The 17,680-nt window shown below is 58.1% G+C and carries 15 protein-coding genes and 2 pseudogenes; 10 read left to right on the top strand and 7 right to left on the bottom strand.

The genetic code is table 11. From position 1 onward, the window contains the following. The first annotated feature begins 303 nt into the window (after positions 1-303). A pseudogene (locus HKK52_RS24445) lies at positions 304-1,500 on the top strand (tyrosine-type recombinase/integrase). Positions 1,501-1,566: 66 nt separating this feature from the next. Here HKK52_RS24445 and HKK52_RS24440 read toward each other — a convergent pair. Continuing rightward, entirely contained in the window at positions 1,567-1,875 is a 309-nt protein-coding gene (locus tag HKK52_RS24440; RefSeq protein ID WP_169372902.1) for a hypothetical protein, read from the bottom strand. Positions 1,876-1,888: 13 nt separating this feature from the next. After that, the gene (locus HKK52_RS24435; protein WP_169372901.1) at positions 1,889-3,349 is read right to left on the bottom strand and encodes a DUF6861 domain-containing protein; all 1,461 of its coding nucleotides are present in this window, start codon (positions 3,347-3,349) and stop codon (positions 1,889-1,891) included. 666 nt (positions 3,350-4,015) lie between these two features. Between HKK52_RS24435 and HKK52_RS24430 the strand changes: the two are divergent. After that, a pseudogene (locus HKK52_RS24430) lies at positions 4,016-4,195 on the top strand (type VI secretion system tip protein VgrG); the annotation flags it as partial. A gap of 190 nt (positions 4,196-4,385) precedes the next feature. Then, positions 4,386-4,625 carry a type II toxin-antitoxin system RelB/DinJ family antitoxin gene (locus HKK52_RS24425; protein ID WP_169372900.1) on the top strand — a complete coding sequence of 80 codons (240 nt, stop codon included), beginning with the start codon at positions 4,386-4,388 and terminating at the stop codon, positions 4,623-4,625. Between the two features lie 15 nt (positions 4,626-4,640). Here HKK52_RS24425 and HKK52_RS24420 read toward each other — a convergent pair whose 3' ends face one another. From HKK52_RS24420 to HKK52_RS24410, 3 genes are read right to left on the bottom strand one after another with little or no spacing between them, the layout of a single operon-like run. After that, the gene (locus HKK52_RS24420) at positions 4,641-5,726 is read right to left on the bottom strand and encodes an aromatic ring-hydroxylating oxygenase subunit alpha (protein ID WP_169372899.1); all 1,086 of its coding nucleotides are present in this window, start codon (positions 5,724-5,726) and stop codon (positions 4,641-4,643) included. Then, the gene (locus tag HKK52_RS24415) at positions 5,711-7,312 is read right to left on the bottom strand and encodes a GH3 family domain-containing protein (RefSeq protein WP_169372898.1); all 1,602 of its coding nucleotides are present in this window, start codon (positions 7,310-7,312) and stop codon (positions 5,711-5,713) included. The genes HKK52_RS24420 and HKK52_RS24415 overlap by 16 nt, the downstream gene beginning before the upstream one ends. Next, positions 7,312-8,241 (bottom strand): fatty acid desaturase family protein, encoded by a 930-nt coding sequence (locus HKK52_RS24410; protein ID WP_169372897.1) that lies wholly within the window; start codon positions 8,239-8,241, stop codon positions 7,312-7,314. Before HKK52_RS24410 ends, HKK52_RS24415 begins: the two co-directional genes overlap by 1 nt. A gap of 176 nt (positions 8,242-8,417) precedes the next feature. Between HKK52_RS24410 and HKK52_RS24405 the strand changes: the two genes are divergently transcribed. Together HKK52_RS24405 and HKK52_RS24400 are read left to right on the top strand one after the other, a co-directional pair. Continuing rightward, positions 8,418-9,296 carry a metal-dependent hydrolase gene (locus tag HKK52_RS24405; protein ID WP_169372896.1) on the top strand — a complete coding sequence of 293 codons (879 nt, stop codon included), beginning with the start codon at positions 8,418-8,420 and terminating at the stop codon, positions 9,294-9,296. Next, positions 9,293-10,192: an esterase/lipase family protein gene (locus tag HKK52_RS24400; protein ID WP_169372895.1), complete on the top strand. Its 900-nt coding sequence runs from the start codon at positions 9,293-9,295 to the stop codon at positions 10,190-10,192. Before HKK52_RS24405 ends, HKK52_RS24400 begins: the two co-directional genes overlap by 4 nt. On the opposite strand, the gene HKK52_RS24395 is transcribed toward HKK52_RS24400, so the two are convergent. Then, complete coding sequence (locus tag HKK52_RS24395; protein ID WP_169372894.1) at positions 10,180-11,292, bottom strand: hypothetical protein; 1,113 nt, start codon at positions 11,290-11,292, stop codon at positions 10,180-10,182. The genes HKK52_RS24400 and HKK52_RS24395 overlap by 13 nt on opposite strands. Beyond that, positions 11,286-11,951, bottom strand: coding sequence for a hypothetical protein (locus tag HKK52_RS24390; protein WP_202027608.1), 666 nt, complete (start codon positions 11,949-11,951; stop codon positions 11,286-11,288). Before HKK52_RS24390 ends, HKK52_RS24395 begins: the two co-directional genes overlap by 7 nt. A 204-nt stretch (positions 11,952-12,155) precedes the next feature. Between HKK52_RS24390 and HKK52_RS24385 the strand changes: the two genes are divergently transcribed. From HKK52_RS24385 to HKK52_RS24365, 5 genes are all read left to right on the top strand, one after another. After that, entirely contained in the window at positions 12,156-13,616 is a 1,461-nt protein-coding gene (locus tag HKK52_RS24385) for a fatty acid desaturase (protein WP_169372892.1), read from the top strand. A 65-nt stretch (positions 13,617-13,681) separates the two neighbouring features. Then, positions 13,682-14,743: a glycosyltransferase gene (locus HKK52_RS24380; protein ID WP_237150601.1), complete on the top strand. Its 1,062-nt coding sequence runs from the start codon at positions 13,682-13,684 to the stop codon at positions 14,741-14,743. A gap of 53 nt (positions 14,744-14,796) precedes the next feature. Next, entirely contained in the window at positions 14,797-15,840 is a 1,044-nt protein-coding gene (locus HKK52_RS24375; protein WP_169372890.1) for a hypothetical protein, read from the top strand. Beyond that, positions 15,837-16,571, top strand: coding sequence for a hypothetical protein (locus HKK52_RS24370; protein WP_169372889.1), 735 nt, complete (start codon positions 15,837-15,839; stop codon positions 16,569-16,571). The genes HKK52_RS24375 and HKK52_RS24370 overlap by 4 nt, the downstream gene beginning before the upstream one ends. Further along, complete coding sequence (locus HKK52_RS24365) at positions 16,568-17,662, top strand: hypothetical protein (protein WP_169372888.1); 1,095 nt, start codon at positions 16,568-16,570, stop codon at positions 17,660-17,662. Before HKK52_RS24370 ends, HKK52_RS24365 begins: the two co-directional genes overlap by 4 nt. The last annotated feature ends 18 nt before the right edge of the window (positions 17,663-17,680 follow it).

The following is a 17,680-nucleotide window of genomic DNA, read 5'->3' as shown; positions in this document are numbered from 1 at the left end:
GCACCGACAAGGCCGATGATTTTCTGCCAAGTCCCACAGCCGGACGCAAGATCCGGGTGTACGTTTTGAAGGCTGGCGCGGTTTACCAAAAATGAACCAAGCCAGTCCCCGAGAAGCCGGCCACAAGCCGGCTTTTTAATTGTCCAAAATAATCCTATCCCATCCGAGAATTCTGCCGATAGCTTAGCTATCACGGGCGTTTCAGGCTCGTCCCTGTCCAATGGAGTTCAACGCCATTTGACCTCATCCGACGATGAAGTGGGGGGACAGGTGGGGGGACAAAGGGATGAGAGGGGAAATCAAATGGGTAAGCTGAATCCGAAACAGGTCGAAAACCTTGCCGAACCCGGCACCTACGAAGACGGTGATGGCCTGCGGTTGGAAATCAAACCTAGCGGAAGTAAATCCTGGACGCTTCGCTTCCAACTCGCGGGGCGCCGGAGGGAGATGGGCCTAGGCTCATTCCCTGAAGTGAGTCTTAAGAAAGCTAGGCTCGCAGCAAGCGCCAAACGCAGTCAGTTGAGCGACGGTGTAGATCCATTAGCAGCTCGCGACATCGAACGCGCAGCTCTGCGCGATGCTCAGCGCGCCAATGAAGCGAAGCAACTGAAGTTCGAGACGCTCGCTACGGAATATCGCGATGCACACGGTGCGGCATGGTCGGAGAAATGGCGTAAAGGCTGGCTGCGCAAGCTGGAGCTGTATGCATTTGCCCATATCGGCAAGCTGTCAGCCGAGGAGATCGGTACTCCTCAGATACTCAAGGTTCTGCAACCAGTCTAGGCGACTAAAACAAGAACCGCTGATGAAGTACGTGGGCAGATAGAACAGATTCTCGACGCTGCAAAGTCACGCAACCTGCGAGACGGTGAGAACCCTGCTCGCTGGCGCGGACACTTGGAGAATCTGTTGAGCCGCGCGGAAAAGAAGAAGGCTCGGAAGCGTGAGCACTTTGAAGCTATGCGCTGGCAGGATGTCCCGGAGCTTATAACCAAACTTCGAGCGAACGCCACACCACCATCTTGGGCTGCACAACTGCTGATTATGACCAGCGCACGCGCCCACATGGTGAGGTTCGCTCGCTGGGATGAGTTTGATCTTGAGGCCGGCACTTGGTCTCTGCCAGATGAGCGAATGAAAATGCGGAGAGCTTTCGTAATCCCGCTTGCCCAGGAAATCATAAAGCTGGTGAAGAACATTCCGCGAGATGAGGGAAGCGCCTTTCTATTTCCAGGCCAAGGCAAGACAGGGGTCATGCACGCAAACGCCGTGCGCACACTTTTGCACGGCATGGGTTACAAAGAAATAACTCGGCACGGTTTCAGATCCTCCTTTCGCGACTGGGCTGGGGAATGCACAAATCACCCACATGAGGTATGCGAAATGGCGCTGACTCATGACGAACGAGACCAGACTGAGGGGGCTTACTCCCGCACGAACTTCCTCGATAAGCGTCGCTCGTTGATGAACGACTGGAGTGAGTTTGTAACCACTCCTTGATGGCATCCCAATGTTGGCGCTGATTGAAAACTTGGCGAACAAGATGCATCTCTTTGATAGAGATATTCAGTTCTTAGTCATCTTGGCCACCAAAATTTTGTAAGCCTCAGTCTCTCGCCCCTCTATGAGTTCCATATAGAAATCTGTATACGCAGCCTCCAAGTCTTTATATGACTGTAAACTTGTCTCAGTGAAAAGCTTGTAACCTGGAATATCTCGTGGCTCAACCATTTCAGTGATTTGGCCTCGCTCTGCTCGGGAAAGCAAACCTTCAAGATCCAATAACAATATTGAAGCATCAGGGTCATGACTCTTATAGAAGTCAAGCTTATCTCTAAGCTTTATAGCTGCCGCCTTCAAGGCATTAATATTCATGCTCGTGTAACCCCTAATTATCTATTGCACCAATTAACCGAGGTGCAGACCATTCACCTCGGTTCGTTACTATACTTTGAAACGCTTCACCAGACCTGGCAATACTTCCACCAAACTCCGTAGTCGGTGCGACCTTGTTCACGAAAACTTCGGTTGGCTTTATTGGTACTATTTCGAATACCGAATATTTTGATGCTTCACTGGTTAGGGGAAGGCCAAAATAATCCGCGAGTGTAGACTCGCTTTGACTGGCTTTTTTTAATTCATCCATCGTAGTGAAGAAGGGTGAGTAGTCGGTAACTTCTTTCCCTACAGGCACGATTTTGACCAGTGGTGAATCCATCACCACTATTTTCGGTATTGTGCTTCCAGATCCAATTTGGCCAACAGCACGTTTGAATATTTCGTCAGCAGATGCGTCTGGCGCAGCAGCTCGCAACTTATCCAAGTACAGCTGTCCATCTCCTGTAGAAAGATAATCTGTTATTTCCTTTTGAGAGAGGCCTTGTGTATCAAACATTTTTGCTTTTTCAAGTTTAGTATCATGAGACACAAAATCAGAATCTTGCTTGGCATAGTACTCGCGCATATTATCGAGTTCTACGTTCTTTAGCGGAGCCGGCCCATTAACCTGCAACTCAGGCAGAGTCAACAACTCCTGCTGATTACGCGCCAACCAATTCGCAAACTGCTTGTTCGAAATCTCGGACTGAAGCTTGGCACTGCGCGCTGCGATGCTGTCCATGCTGCCCATGAGGCCTGCCTTGACCTGCCCACGCGTCATATAAGTCACGATGGCAGTGAAGAGCAGCAGCACGAGTTGTTCCTGACCTTTGGCCAGTTGTCGAGCTCCGCGATCAATGCGCTCCTGGATTACGTATGCCGAACCACCGGTAGGATCGAGGCCCTCGGGTTTCAGCCCTTCATCAGCGTGCCAGGCAGTGGCGAAGCCTTCCTGCAAGGTAGAAAGGCAAGCAGGCAGACCTTTATAGAAATATTCAGCGATAGATGAGAGGCCCAGCGCCATTAGGATCAGATTGCCGACCTGCAGACCGATGCCCGCGCCAGCTGCTGCTACGGGCACAGCGCCCACACCAAAGAAGAACGCCCCGGCGACGCCGCCAGCGACTGTCCCGACCGCAACGCTGCCGCCCAAAATCATCGCCACTTCTTTGACCAGTTGCAGGAGCACCGGGAGGATTTGTTCAATCTCGATGGACGCCCACTTACGCTTGAGATTTGACTCGATGATGGGGTAGGAAAGCCTCATCGCCGTTTTCACCGAGTCAATGCGGTTGCCGCCCATGAATCCGTAAGCTTGAGTCGCGGTGATATTGACGCGTCGGGTGAAGCCATTCCAGCTATCATTGGCGCTCTGCAGCCCATCGCTGTAGCCTTGATTCAGCGTGTTGAATTTATAGTCGAGGTTTCGCTCGATGTCATCCCAGCTTGGAATATTGGCTAAAAGGTCCATTTACACATCACTGTCCCTGGATTGAAGGAGGCTTGCACCGATGTCTTACGTGACCACACATTGACATGATCTGAGCATTGCGTATGTCGCCCTATCAGACCTGAATATTTGAGCTGAATCCAGGACGAGCTCATTTTTCTCATCTGCAAAACAGACCGCGATGATGACAATACGCCACTACAAAGTCGAGTCTCCACTTAACTCGTTGTTACGCTTGGATATGTGCCAGCTAGCGCATTCTTCTAGCGCTCCGCAATTAAGACAGCTCACCTATGCTGGGAATGCCTCAGATGAGCGCTATCGTCCGAGGCCCTTCGTTGTGGTTGACACGGCGCAGCGCCCCGGTGTCTCCTTTCAGCCTCTCTGGAACTGTAACGGTTTTGAGAGAAATGTTGGCTGTTTATTAACGGGCTAGTGGCACTTTCGCACTATCTTGTGGCCACACGTTCCAGTAATTGCGAGATACGGAATGCGTCTGTAGCTTTGGTCTGACGAGATTTTCAGAGTTTTAGGACCGGTGAGTATCTGTTGCTGATGTCGGAGCAATATCCTAACTGGTTGATACTTAAGCACCAGACCCGTGCCTCACTTGTCAGTTTGTAAACGTAAGCCGCTGACTGCGGCGGTGCTGGCCTCCCTGCCTTCAAGGAGATAGACCTGGCCGCGATGCTTTCGCCGCAGAACCGGCGCCTTTTCAAATTCAAGAACCTCGCCAACCCTGAGCAGGAATTGCTGCTGGAGTCCTTTAGAGGGACTGAAGGTCTGTCACGTGCGTACCAATTTGACCTGCTGTTGGTGTGTCAGGACTCCGGAGTCGAGCTGAAGTCGATGATGGGTCAGCATGTGGGGACAAAAACTCAACCCTTAATTTAATCCAATAAAAACAGGCCGAAACTCAACAATAACGCCGCCCACAAGCCGGCTTTTTAATGCCTGAAAGAAAGCCTACCTGTCATCTGAAACGACTGAATGAGGGGTTGTCGAGCCAAGGACTCATTGATGTCGTAACGACAAACGTCATTACAGGTATCTCACCATGGCTTCCATCAACATCCGCATCGACGATGACCTGAAGCAGCGTTCATTTGCTGAGCTGAAAAAGCTCGGGGTAACGCCTTCCGAACTTCTGCACCAAACCCTTCAATACGTCGCCGAACACGGTAAGTTGCCTTTCAAAGCAGCATTACTCAGCGAAGAGGATGAAGCGCTCATCGCCGTAGTCACCGAACGTCTTACCGCCCCTCAGCGAGTCAAGGTAAAGCTGGATGAGCTATAGCCAATCGCACCACCCTCAAAGCTCAAACCGTATCCGACTTTCCTGCCGCTGCCCCACCGGCAACTCCTCCCCCCGCCTCACCGCCACCAACATCTGCTCAACCCCCACATGCACCGCATCCGCCCGCACATTCACCGGCTTGAAACCCACCGCATTATCAAGTCCTTCCCTATGCGCCTGAATGATTTTCACGTCCTGGCGAATGACGATGCGGGTGTACAGGTGGATGAACGGGCGCAATGTTCGCAGTAGCCAGCGGGGTAAGCGGAAGCGGTAGGCGATGTAGGTGTAGACGCGGGACTGGCGGGTATTTATCGGTGTGATTTGGCTGATGATGTAGAAGGCCGAGCGGTCGCCCCACTGGTAGTCGCAGCGCGTGACGTTGGGGGCAAAGAAGCGATCGGTGTGGACCAGTGGCTCGCCGTCGGGGTTGCTCAGCCAGTTCAGGAGTCCGATTTTGTCGCCGTCGTCGTGATAGGTCACTTCGATGCTGTGTGCCTTGCAGGCGAGTGTGGCTTCCATGGTGCGGCCGGTGCCGGACCTGAAGATGCCTTCGTGGACGAAGACGGTGTGTGGCACGTCCATGAAGTTTTGCACCAGGCTGCCGACGTCGGCCTCGAAGGTGTTGATCATGAAGTAGGACTGCCAGCCTTTTTCGGTGTAGGCCGGTAGCCTGAACACCGGTTTGGCTTGCGGGTCGCTGGTGCCGGTGTACACCCAGATCAGTCCGTCCAGTTCTTGCACGGCAAAATGGCGCTGTTTAAATCGATGCTCTCGCGCTGTCGATGAGCACGGTTTATCGCCGACGCTGGGGATGTACACCACTTGTCCCTGGGCGTCATAGCGCCAGCCATGGTAGGGGCAGACGAGGCAATCGTCGGCGATCTTGCCGGCCGACAATCGTGTGCCTCGGTGCAGGCACTGGTCGAGCAATGCCGCGACCTGGCCGTCACGCTGACGAAAGAGCACAAGGTTGAGTTCAAGAATCCTTGCCCGGTAAGGCTTGCCCTTGGGCAGTTCCTTGCTGGAGCAAGCCACATACCATTGTTCGAGGGTTGCATCGCAAGGCACCTCGACGGTGCTGATCAAAGGTGCTGACATTGGGTTTCCGTCAGGGCAAGAATGGCGTCGGCTGTCTCAAGCCGATTGATAAGTGGGCGCGGTTTGACGTCACCTGCGCGGATACCGCTTAACTCCGCCGCCTGTTGCAGGACCTGAGCGAGCAGATCAGCGCCACCGTTGAGCAATCGAACCCGTAGCGGCGCCAGTTGCCCAAGGCTGCGGGCCTGGGCGTAATGAAAGACGCCCGACAGTGCCGACTCGATAGCCAGCGCCAGCGCCTGTGGAGCAATGTCTTCGCCGGTGGCGACCAACGCCAGGTAATACGGCGGCGTGGCCGAGGCATTGGGGATCAGGCACGCGGCGGCCGCTGTGGTAAGGCAACGATCGAAGATGCCCTGGACGATTTGCTCATCGAGCTTCTCACCTACCAGATCACTGGTCACCGCGGCGCGCCCGATAAACTCCACGCGCGGCGTACGACCCTGCATACCAACGACCCGGACCCGATCCCCCAATGCGTAGCGATACAAGCCGCCACCGGTGGTCAGCAAGACTTCTGCGGTTTCTCCCATGCGCAACGCATGAGCATTGCGCAAGGAACCGTCGTCGCTGAGAAATTCCAGGTAATGACTGCCAATTGCAAGCGGGCACCCGGCCTCGTCACCATAGGGCACGCTGACCACGCCTTCAGTGGCGAACAGACCTTTGGGTAGCCATTGTGCTTGCGGAAAACGCACCGCCAATTGTTTGAAGTAGGTGCGGCTGGGGCCGTCCATCCAGCAGCTGACGGCGGCCAGTCGCGGCCAGAGTTCGGTGCACACGCCCTGGGATCGCGCTCGACGCAAGGCAGACTTGCGTGAGGCGGGAAGCGCCTCTTCCAGCCAGGCAAATGTCTGGGCATGTTCAGGTGTTTCGCCGTCAAACAACGGCTGCAACAGACTGGTCAGGAACGTCGGGCTCCACACACTGATAAAACTCAAATCAGCATCGGCCAACAATGCCAACAGGGTCTGGCGGCGCCACTGCGACGGATCGCCGGCAAATTGTGGAATCAGCAAAGTCCCTGCCAGGCTGGCGACATTGCTGCCGCTCAGATACTCCAGATCACTGGTGGAACCAATGGAAACCCCATTGGGAGCGGCCACCGGCATTTGCAGCGGCGGCGACATCGACCAGTAGCCTGAGCCATGACTGATCTCGGGGACTTGACGATACATGTCGGCAAGCCAGACGTTTAACGCACTGTGCATTTCACCGAGGAAGGCGCGCGTATAAGGAATCGCTTTTTGCAGGGCACTGCTGCCGCTCGTGCGCTCGAAAAACACCGGCGGGACGGAGGTCAAAATCGCTTCTGACTCGTGCTGCGCGCGCTCGATCCAGGGATGCAGTTGCGCATAAGAGTGGATCGGTACGTTATCGCGAAACTGCGTTGAATCAGCGATATGGGCGAAGTCGTGGGCACGCCCGAATGCGCAGTCACGATTGGCTTTCAGCAGTCGCTGCAATACCCGTTCTTGCGCCAACTCCGGCTGTTCAGTTTGTTCTCGCCAGAGATCAAGCGTGGGCTGGGCACTGTCGATAAAACCCTGCCACAGGGCACGTTTGGCGCCGTTGTTGGCGCTCATCAAAAGTAGGTCTTGTCGAGTTGGGTCAAGTCATCGGGCAAGCGTTGGGGCGGCAGGAACACCTGCAGCCAGCCAAACCATAATGGCCGGGTTTCCTTGAGGTTCGATGCCCGGTGCATCTGCTGCCAATGCAGCCCCGATTGCCGGTGATGGGTCAGGTTGTAATTGAAGTTCAGAAACGCCCAGCGGACGAGGCGCGGCGCCCGCATGTTATAGGCGCCCTCGACGACATCCAGCGGCGTGCGCATGTGGTACACCCACTGCAGCGATGACCAGGAAAATGCAAAAGCGATGTAGGCAATGAGCACCACCTGCCATGTCCAGCCCAGCAATAGCCCGGCCGATAACCACACCGCGAGACTGGCGATCACCTCCAGGCGGATACGCCGGAAGTCGCTGTTGGAGAAATCCTTGAAGGCCGCGGCGTAGGTATTGACCTCAGCGGTTTGCGACCATTTATCAGTGATGCGCGCCGGTAGCAGCGGTAACAAGAGACTGCCGATAAACGCCGCGAGCCAGATACCGCCGAGCACCGCAAAGTAGTACTCGATCCGCTTGCGCAGCAGCGACTCATCCGCGACCGCGAAATCCGCCAGTTCGGCACGAGTGCGATTGCGAGTGTGGTGGCCCAGATGGTTGATATGAATCAGCGTGGCCGAGGCACCAAACAGCGTTGAAGCCCACCACATGACGAAGTAGTTCAGCGACTTTTTACGGTGGGCCAACCCATGAAAGGACTCGTGCATCATCGAGAACACGCCTTGCATGACCAGGCAAAACGGAATCAGGACAAGCCACTTGAGCCAACCCGCATCGGTGTGTGACAACCAGGTCAGCGTCGCCCCCCACATCAGGGTTTGCAGCGCCAGAACACACAGATTGGCCACGTCGAAACGACTGGTTTGTGAACTGTCAGTGGAACTGCGCATGAGGGATCCTGTGGAAAGGTCGAATGTGCCGAGTATAACGCCCAGTCCTCTTCACTCACGATAACTTGCCCGGTCTATGCGGCAACGACGAAACGCAAACAACTTCGCTATTTCTACTGGTTGCGATGCTCAAGAAAAGAGATAGCCTGTAGTTTTTCAAGGCAGCTCCCGTCGATATGTCGTATCTCAAACGCCTGTTCTCCCGGTGCCCGCCTGCACAATCAACTAGCACAACAATTCCCCATCGCAACGTTCGCTTTGCACTGGATGCGAGCATTCCCCGTTACTGGTATCGAGACTGGCCCCTCGTCACGCGTTTTTTTGATGGGCTGTCGATCATGTTTCCCCTCGGCGAAAAACTGTTTATTGATAGTGTCGTGCACTTTCGTGCCGCGATCGAAACAGATGCCACGCTTTGCAGGGCGGTTGACGAGTTTGTTTATCAGGAAGCGTCGCATATTCGTGAACACCGGCTGTACAACCAACTGCTGGCGGCACAGGGCGCGCCGATTGATGAACTGGAGAACCTTCTCCGGCGCCGACAGGAAGTCGGCAATCGGTTTACGCCTGCGACGCGTCTGGCCATGACCGCCAGCCTCGAGCATTTCACCGCCATTCTCTCCGATCAGTTGCTGCGCCACCCCGCCGTGCTGGAAGGCGCCGACCCTAGGATGGCCATGCTGTGGCGCTGGCACGCCATCGAAGAAACCGAGCACAAGGCTGTCGCCTTCGACGTGCTGTGCGCGGTGGTGCGCAATCCGCTGTGGCGCTACCTGATGCGCTGCGGGGTCATGCTGACCATGACGGCTTACTTTGCCGTCGACGTCATGTATTTCATCTACCGCCTGGCCGGGAATGATGGGCAACGCCGTAACTGGCGAGGGTGGCTGCGCTTGCAATGGTGGTTATTTGTGAACCCCGGCCCGCTGACACGCGCCTTTCCAAGGTGGCTGTTCTGGTTCGTTCCGGGGTTTCACCCCAACCGCCTCGACACCACTCAAGCCCTGGACGCGGCACGCCAAACGCTGGACGAATACGCCAGGCCCAATCAATGAACACGCCTTGGATGCCAGAAGGCTTTGACGATTGGCCGCTGCATTTTCCGGCCACGCCATTCGTAAGGCCTGCGGCGCACCTGGATTGGACGGGGCGATTTATCTCGTGCTGGGACAACCCCACGCCAAGCCTTCCCCCAAGCACCCTGGTGGTGCTGGTGGCCGGTTTGTTTTCTGAATGGTTGCCACGGTGTTTTCAGGATTGCGCCCAGGCGCTGAGGGACGCGGGTTATCAGGTGCTGCGCATGCCCGTACGTTCTTCGCGCGGGGTCATGGCGCAAGGCAGGCATATCAGCAAAGTGCTGACCGCCGAACTCCAGCACGGGCAACGATTTGTCCTGCTGGCGCACAGCAAGGGCGGGCTCGACGCGTTGGCGGCATTGTCTCAGGACAAAGCTTTGAGCGACGCGTGTGATGGCGTTGCGCTGGTGCAACCGCCGACCGGTCCGTCGACCGTCATGGATGAGGTGCTGGGTTGCGCCGCCGGGCAACCCGGCCACAGCTACCCGCTCGACCGGGTTCGCCGGGTGCTGGCAAAAACGCCGTGGATGGCCGCTGGCACACGGGATATCAGCAGCCTGCGCGACCCGCAAATCGCGCAACTACTCAATCAACTGCCCGCCGACTTGCATGCTACCCACGTCGTCAGTTGGACCGCCGCGCCCAGTTCGCGCTTCGACACCCATCATGCGCGCCTCAATGCCCAACGACCGGGTTGTGCCCATGACGGCCAGTTTTACATCGAGAACCTGCGCATCGAGGGCATGCCGCAGATTTGCCTGCCGCACCTCGATCACGGCCAGCCGGTGCTGGGCGGTGGTGGCTTTGACGCGACCCGTTTCTGGCTGACGCTGCTGAATGTGTTGCATGAGACCCGGCCCGGTCAGACCAGATAAATCTCGAACCCCGGGATACGTCCTGCATCCAGCGCCAACGCGGGGGCGGTGCCGACGCAAGGCGCCGTGTACAGATCCATGGGAATGGACACTGAGCGATAACGTTTCATCGCCCTCCACAGCGGATCATTGTCATACAGGCACATTTGCATCAGCGCGTACCGGCCGCGAAGACGCGCCCAGGCGACATCCAGCAGGGCGGCAAAAATCTGCGAGTTACGCTGCCGTATGTGTAGATGAGTCAAGTAGATGTCTTGCAGCGCCTGGCCTGGGGCGGCGATCGCCGGGCGACCCAACGCCGGCGCACAGGCATTGAACGCGAGGCGCAGCGCCTGGTGTGACAGCGGCAGTTTCTCCAGCACCACCCGCTTGATACGCCCGGCATCCCAAGGGGCGACGCAACCGAGCAGATTGTCTCGCGCGTCCACGGCCAGGATAAATGACTCGATACCGAAGTCCGGCCAGGTCTCCAGGCGCCGCGAAAACTGCGCTTCACTAAAGACGCTACCAAAGGGCTGGCCCGTCGATTCACTGTCGAGAAATGCCCGCAACGCATCGGCATGGCGGGGCTGTGCCTGGACGATGCGCACGTTCTCCACCGTTCGCGGCGCGCTTCCCCAGCCCCGCTGACCATACACGGCGACGTTGCTGTAGCCGCGCCAGTGGGAAAGCATCAGCGGATTGGCACGCCGACCACCGAGCAGCGAATGTGCCGCCAGCCGATTGCTGCGGATGACGCAGCAATAGGCGTGCTGCACACCGGTTTCATCGGCCAACGCTTCGAGCCGGACTTTGACCTCGGCCATCCACGACTTTGACAGGCGCCGGTCAGGCACCAGCCGCAGATCCCCCAGGTAAGCCACCGGCTGAATGCGCTCCTGCAAGTAGCCATCACGCACCACCAGGCTGGCGATGCCCTTCAGCTCACCGACCTCGCTTTCGGCAAGCCACGTTCGATGATCCGCGGCATGGCAATGGTGCAGCGCGAAATAGTCCGGCCCGCGATCAAAGCGCATCGGCAAGTTACCCTGCATCGCCCGCAGCGCCTGAAAGTCGAGCAGTTTCAGGTTGTCTGCAACGCTGGCCTGGCGGATCAGCATGGCGTCGGGCGCGCGTCTGCAAACAGGCGCAGTGCCAGGGGCCGAAGATTGTCGGGGTGCAATTCACACAGGCATGCTAGTTCGTCACCGGAGGCATAGCGGGGATTTTTTTCGAGGAAATATAGAACGTTGTTCAGGCGCAGATGAGGCGCTGGAACCTCGGCCAACTCCGTGGTCAGGCGACCTTGAGGCACGTCGAAAGACAGCACACCGGTGTTCGGATCATAGGCTTCGCCGAAGCGATCGATCGCCAGGTGATCCAGCAATGCCTGAGTATCAGGATCCGTCACCGCACCCGCGCGCGGGGCATAGCTTAGCGCCATGGCGCCCAAGTACCGATAGGTCCGGTGGCCCTTGCAGATCAGGAACCAATAGAGCGGGACGTCAGGCATCGCCTGCCAGATCTCCCCCGTCAGCCGCATCCAGGCGAATGCCAGTTGCTGGCTCCCCCAGTGTTCACGATCAATGATCGTATCGCCCGAAAAAATCACTCTTATCGGTTTGCCCGCCCAGGTTTTTTCATAAAGCTTGAGGGTGGTAAACCCGACAATAACTTCAGCTGCATCACGCAAAACGATGCAGTGGGTTTTGTCCTTGAGATCCTGATCAAAGCGTAAACGCGAGGTATCGTGGTACGACGCAGAATAAATCTCGAACATCCGATCAATTTCATTTAGGCGCAGCCGGGAGCATTCAAAGGACGTTGCGCATAAACTCATGGAGACCTTCTGCATCAAGAGCAAGATAGCCGGATTTTGGCGGGATCAATCGGCCGATGCAACGTAGACTTCCGTGGGTCAAACAGGTCAACCAAGTACAAACTTCACCCATACGTGTCCTGATATATCCAGGTGCCTTTATTCATGCCCCACGCCGCTACCAGTCTTGGTTTTAATACTTCCCGTGTGACCCGCCCCTTTAGTTGGCTAGTGGTCTACATCCTGGTGACCGGTGTTTTATATTTTCTCGTCACGCACTTCCCGATGGGGCCGGTGCGGATTATTCAGCCGGGCATGATTGACGCACACATTGCGAAGTTACCCTACACGCTGCCGCTGTATTTGAGTTATCTGTTGATCATGCCGGTCCTGGTGTTGATGGGCCGGCGTCGCGAGTGGCTGCTGCCGGCCTTTTTTGCCGCCGCCCTGGCCTCCGGGACTTGCCTGGTGAGCCACCTGTTCTGGCCCACCCTGGTGATGCGCCCGGACACTCCGTCGCAGTTGCTCACGTGGTTTTACCGGATCGACTCACCGCTGGCCGCCTCCCCCAGTGGCCACGTCGCGCTGCCAGTGGCCATCAGCGTGGTCCTGGGTTATCTGCGCGTGCGCCAGGCCCGGCTGTTTGCGCTGTGGAGCGTGGTGCTGGCCATGACCGTGCTGACCACCGGGCAACATGTCTTTCTCGACGCGGTATACGGCATTGCCGTTGGCGGCGCAGCGGGCCTGATAACCGTCCTGCTGCATCGGCTGAAGGTGGATTTGCGCACCATGGGCGCCATTCTGCTGGAATGGCTATGCATCATCGTGACGCTGCGCATCGCGATCTATGTCGCGGACTGGCGCTTGTATGGCCTGGCCTTCGTCATCATTGCCGCGCGCCAACATGCGCTGTTCATCCTGTACCACGACGCTACGCACTACCACCTGACGCGCCACCGCCGTACCAACGACTTTTTAATCAACCTGGCCATCGGTGTTCCGGGAACGGTGCCCATCGAGTTCTATCGGCCGCTGCACCTCGAGCATCATCAGCACACGGGCGCCGCAAGAGACCCGGAGCGGCGCTTTCTTTATCATCGACAACCCTGGCAGTTCCGGCCCTTGAGCGGGAGGTTGCTGCTCCGGCAATTACTGGGCGATTTGTTCATCATCAATATGCTGCGTAATCTGCGCGCTTACAAAAACGCAGGCGGCGCATCACTGAAGATGAGCCGGCCTGTTATGGCTGCGGGCATTATCTGGCTGGCGCTGTTGTCAGTGCTGGCCTGGCAATGTTCCGCACAAACACTGTTGCTGCTCGCCCTGCTATGGTTTGTGCCACTGGCCACGCTGGGCACCCTGCTGCAGAAAATCCGCAGTATTGCCGAGCACAGCGGTGGACCCGATGTAACCCCCGGCTGGCCGGAATGGACTTACGCATGGCAAGTGGGCTGCATCGGCAGGTTTTTCATTTGGCCGTATCACATCAATCTGCATTTGCATCATCATCGCAGCGCCAACCTTCCATGGCATGCCCTGCCGGGACTGGTCAGCGCCGATGAGCGTCTCATGGACTCCCGTGCGCTGCTGGCCCTGCTCTGGTCGGGGTCGAAGCAAAAAGGCTGAGTTCATTCGCTTCGGGCGAAAACGCTTGGGCTAACACACTTATTACGAAGCAACTCGGGATGCCAATGGCGCATAGAAACAGGGAAGTAACGAGCGGCCTGGATGTCGTCGCGGCCAACACGGCATTAGTCGTCGAAACCAATAACCTGCGCGGCGGCCATGATTCACAGGAAGCGTTGGCGAGCCTGAAACGGCTGATCATCGCTTTTGGCCAACAAACACTGGCACCGCAGACTTTTGCGCAGTGGGTCATCACCCATGACGGTCTGGATGCCCAGGCGTGCAACGAGCTTTCAGAACTGGCCGGGCGGCCGATCGACTTCATCGAAATTGATGCCCGCACCGGCTACTACGATGCGAAAAATGTCGGTTTCGACGCTGTCGATCAGCGCCGCTGCCAATACGTGGTCTTTGCCGATGCCGATTGCAGTCCCTGCCTCGATTGGCTTGAGCAGTTGCTCTCGCCCTTCGCCCAGCCCGGGGCGACGGCACCGATGGCGGTCGCCGGGCGCACCAGTTACGACGCGAGCCCGACCGGAAGCGCCCTGACCGCGATCGACTTCATGTATTTCCCCAGCCCGTTGCGCGAAGGCGCCACGCGCAACTTCTACGCGAATAACGTCGCGTTTCGCTGTGACACCTTCGAACAGCATCGCTATGAACCGCTCGATGGCGTGTACCGCGCGCATTGCCAGGTCATGGGCCTGCGCCTGCAAGCCGCCGGGGTTGCGGTGCAGTACGCCCCGCGCGCGCACACCGAACATAAACTGCCGGACACCCGTGGCGAAGTGGTGAAACTGCGTTGGCTCCGGGGCGGCGACAGCGTCGGCCTCACACCCTATCTGGTACGCGCCTATATGCCATCCTGGCTGCAATGGCTCGGCCGCAGTGGGCCGCTGGGCCCTTTTTGCGTGATGGCGGGACGTCTCGGTTACAGCCTGCGCGCCTTGAACCATCAGGATTTACCGCCGCTGCACGGTGTGCGACGCATCGCCGCGACGGTGATTGTAATTGGCATGTCGTTGCTCGATACCGCAGGTGCAATCGTTCGTGGGCTGGGCATCTCTGCCGGGCGCGCGAAAGCTCGCCATTCTGAAGCACTGTCCTATCACCGACCTTTGGATTGATACCGGGCAACGTCGCATTTTTTTGCACGTAAACCCGATTACAGGAAGTAATGATGAAAACTGACTCCTTCGCCTCACGCTGTTCCTACCTGACAGCCCTGGTCCTGCTGTCGCTGAGTATCCAGGCCAGCGCTACGCCAGCCGAGTTTACCGGCCGCGGCGTCTTTCACTTCGCCTCCACCGAGGGCTGCCCGCCAGACCTCATGGGCGGCACGACGGGCAATAACGCGCAGTGCAACCGCATCGCGCTGGATCTACCGGATGCTCGCGCCAGCCTCGACACTGAAGCCCACACCATCGTGATTTCTGCCTATGCCGCCCATGACAGTAAAACCGTGATCGGCGACGTACTGCTGCACGGCAGCGGTATCGCGTCTGACGGTCAGCGTGTGCCGTTGAGCCTGCATGTGCTGCTGCGCCGATCGGGCAAGACCTGGAAACCCGACACCTACGTCCACTCGCCGGTGCGCGGCAAATTCGACGACATCGTGATGCCTCCTTACCGGATCAGCGTTCGCGAAGGCAGCACTGAGCGCGTGCTGTTTACTGCCAAACAGGCGCGCGATGTGCTCGCGCATCCATCGCTTGCCGCGCGGGTGGCCAACTATTTCGTCGCCGTACGCCCAAGCGATGCGCAGAATCCTTCCGCCAACGACATTACGATTGCCCTCGGCGTCGGCAAGGTCTCGAAGTCACTGATGCGGGCCGGTTTTACCTCGGATGAATCGACCAGCACCGACCTGAACCAACTGCTCACCAATGGCAGCTGGGGTCTCAAACTGCAAGCGTTGAGCAGCCACATTCCGGTGTGGGTGGTGCAGCGCCAGCTGTTTATCTTCGGTCTCGAAGACAGTCCGCTGCTGCAGGACGTGCGTGAGCATGGCTTTAATAAACAGGACACGCTGGAATTCGGGGCTCGCAACGGCAAAGGTTATCTGCGTTACAACGATCGTGAAGAAGCCTTCCCCGGCGCCGCCACTTCGGGTTACGCGTTTATGCAGGACAGCTTTATCGGCTTGATCCTGGCCTGGCACCGCAAGCCGCAAGCGCAAACCACAGCAGCGACCGTCGACACCGCGCAGCAGTCGGCGCAATGACTGTGGTTGAACAAACCTGCGTCGATGACGGATTTGCCTGCCTGGCGACACCCAAGGCGCAAGGCCTGGGCGCCGTGCAGGCGCGCTGGGTGGACCGGATCAAGCGTGCCGCACTCGCACGTTTGCACCGCAGCCAACGCGGCGAAAGGTTGCTGCTACGCATGTACCTTGCCGGGGAAGACGCGACGGAACGCGCCCTGCTGGAAGAGTTATTGCCGCAGTCGCCCGACTGGCTTGAGCGTCAGGTCGAGCAGCATCTGGCCGATGAACGCCGGCATGTGACGCTGTTCAGCGAAGCATTACGCGCGGTGGGGGACGATGGCGAAACGCACCTGGCCCCGGACTGGCTCAGCCGGCGCAAGATCCTGCGCTGGCAACGCCTGGCGCATCGCTATGCAAAGCACTTTGAACACGGTTTGTTGGTGCCCGCTTACGCGACAGGGCTGTGCGCCGAGCAGATGGCCGAGCGCGTACTCAGTCGCCACTGCGCCGTCATCGGCCCCGAGCATGGATTCTATCCGTTGTTATCCCGGGTGCTGGCCGACGAAAAAGCCCACGTCCGGCTGTGCGAACACACCTTGCGGCGCATCGTCGGCCCCCAGGAAACGGGCCACCTGAGCACGTTGCTGGCCGAGATTCGCACGATCGAATCCGGCTTCGGCGTGACCGGTGCACTGGCGATGTACGTGGCCGGCTGGGTCTATGGCGGGACACGCGGTGGTGACCGATGAAGCCGCGCATTCTCTACCTCGCCACCGCCGATGCACGCGGCCATTTGATGCGCGCACAACTGCTGGTGCACGCGCTGCACAAGGCCGGCACGCAGGTCGAAGTGCTGACCACCTCGGACGAAGGACAACGCTTTCTGGAAAGCTTCGGCATCAAGGCCGAGATCCTGTCGCGGCACTATGCGGTTCAGTTCGACAGCGGGCAGAACATGCTGCGCAAAGCGACCAACAGCAATGTGGCGCACTATGTTTTTCGCCCTGGCAGGATGTTTCGCGACATCGTCCGCCTGCGCGACAAACTGCGTAGCGTCGACCTTGTGATCAATGACTCCTTCCACCCGGCACTGCTGTTCATGGGCACGGTGCCCGGGTGGCGACACAAAGTCGTGCATGTGTACGGTGCGAGCCTGAAGGTCGCGTTGATCAACAATTTCGAGGGCATGTGGCCGCGCGCCTTCGGGCGGTTGTTCGGCTGGATCGTCGGCCGGCAGATAGACGCGGCGCGAGCGTGTATCGAGCATGACTTCGCCCATGAGATCGACGATTCCAAGGCACCAGCGCTGTTTCGATTACCGACCCCGGTTGCCCTGGCTGACACGCAAACGCCATCACAGCCGGTTGGCGCGGCGATTTACCTGAATCCGCATTTCAGTGACGTCAGTCTGGCCGAAGCCTTGAGCGCGGGCATCGCCGATGCAGGCCTGAGCGCCCATCAAGTGGGCGAAGGCTACGCCGGTGTTGGCGGCTGGCTCGGGGTTGACCCGGACTGGGCCAGCCGCGCGGCGCAAGCGCAGTTGATCGTATCTGCACCGGGCATGGCCGCGTTGTCGATCGCGCGGGTCTATCGGCGGCCGATCATCCTGGTCCTCACCGATCAGCCCGAACAGGCCACCAATGCCGCCCGCGCGGCACAGTTACAGCTAGAGCACCGGGTGGTGACCTGGCGCAGTGACGTCGCTGATTTTCGCGGCCAGGTGGCGAAAGCCGCAGCGGAATTGACCGAGACTCAAGCGCCTGATCGCGACGGAGCGACCGGCAACGCGTGCGCCCAGGCGCGGATCGACGCGTGGGTCAGTCGCCTGCTCAGCTTGTGAATCCGCTCACTCACGCCG

The sequence above is a fragment of the Pseudomonas sp. ADAK2 genome, from assembly GCF_012935755.1.
Taxonomy (GTDB): domain Bacteria; phylum Pseudomonadota; class Gammaproteobacteria; order Pseudomonadales; family Pseudomonadaceae; genus Aquipseudomonas.
This window is presented reverse-complemented; position numbering and strand designations above follow the sequence as displayed.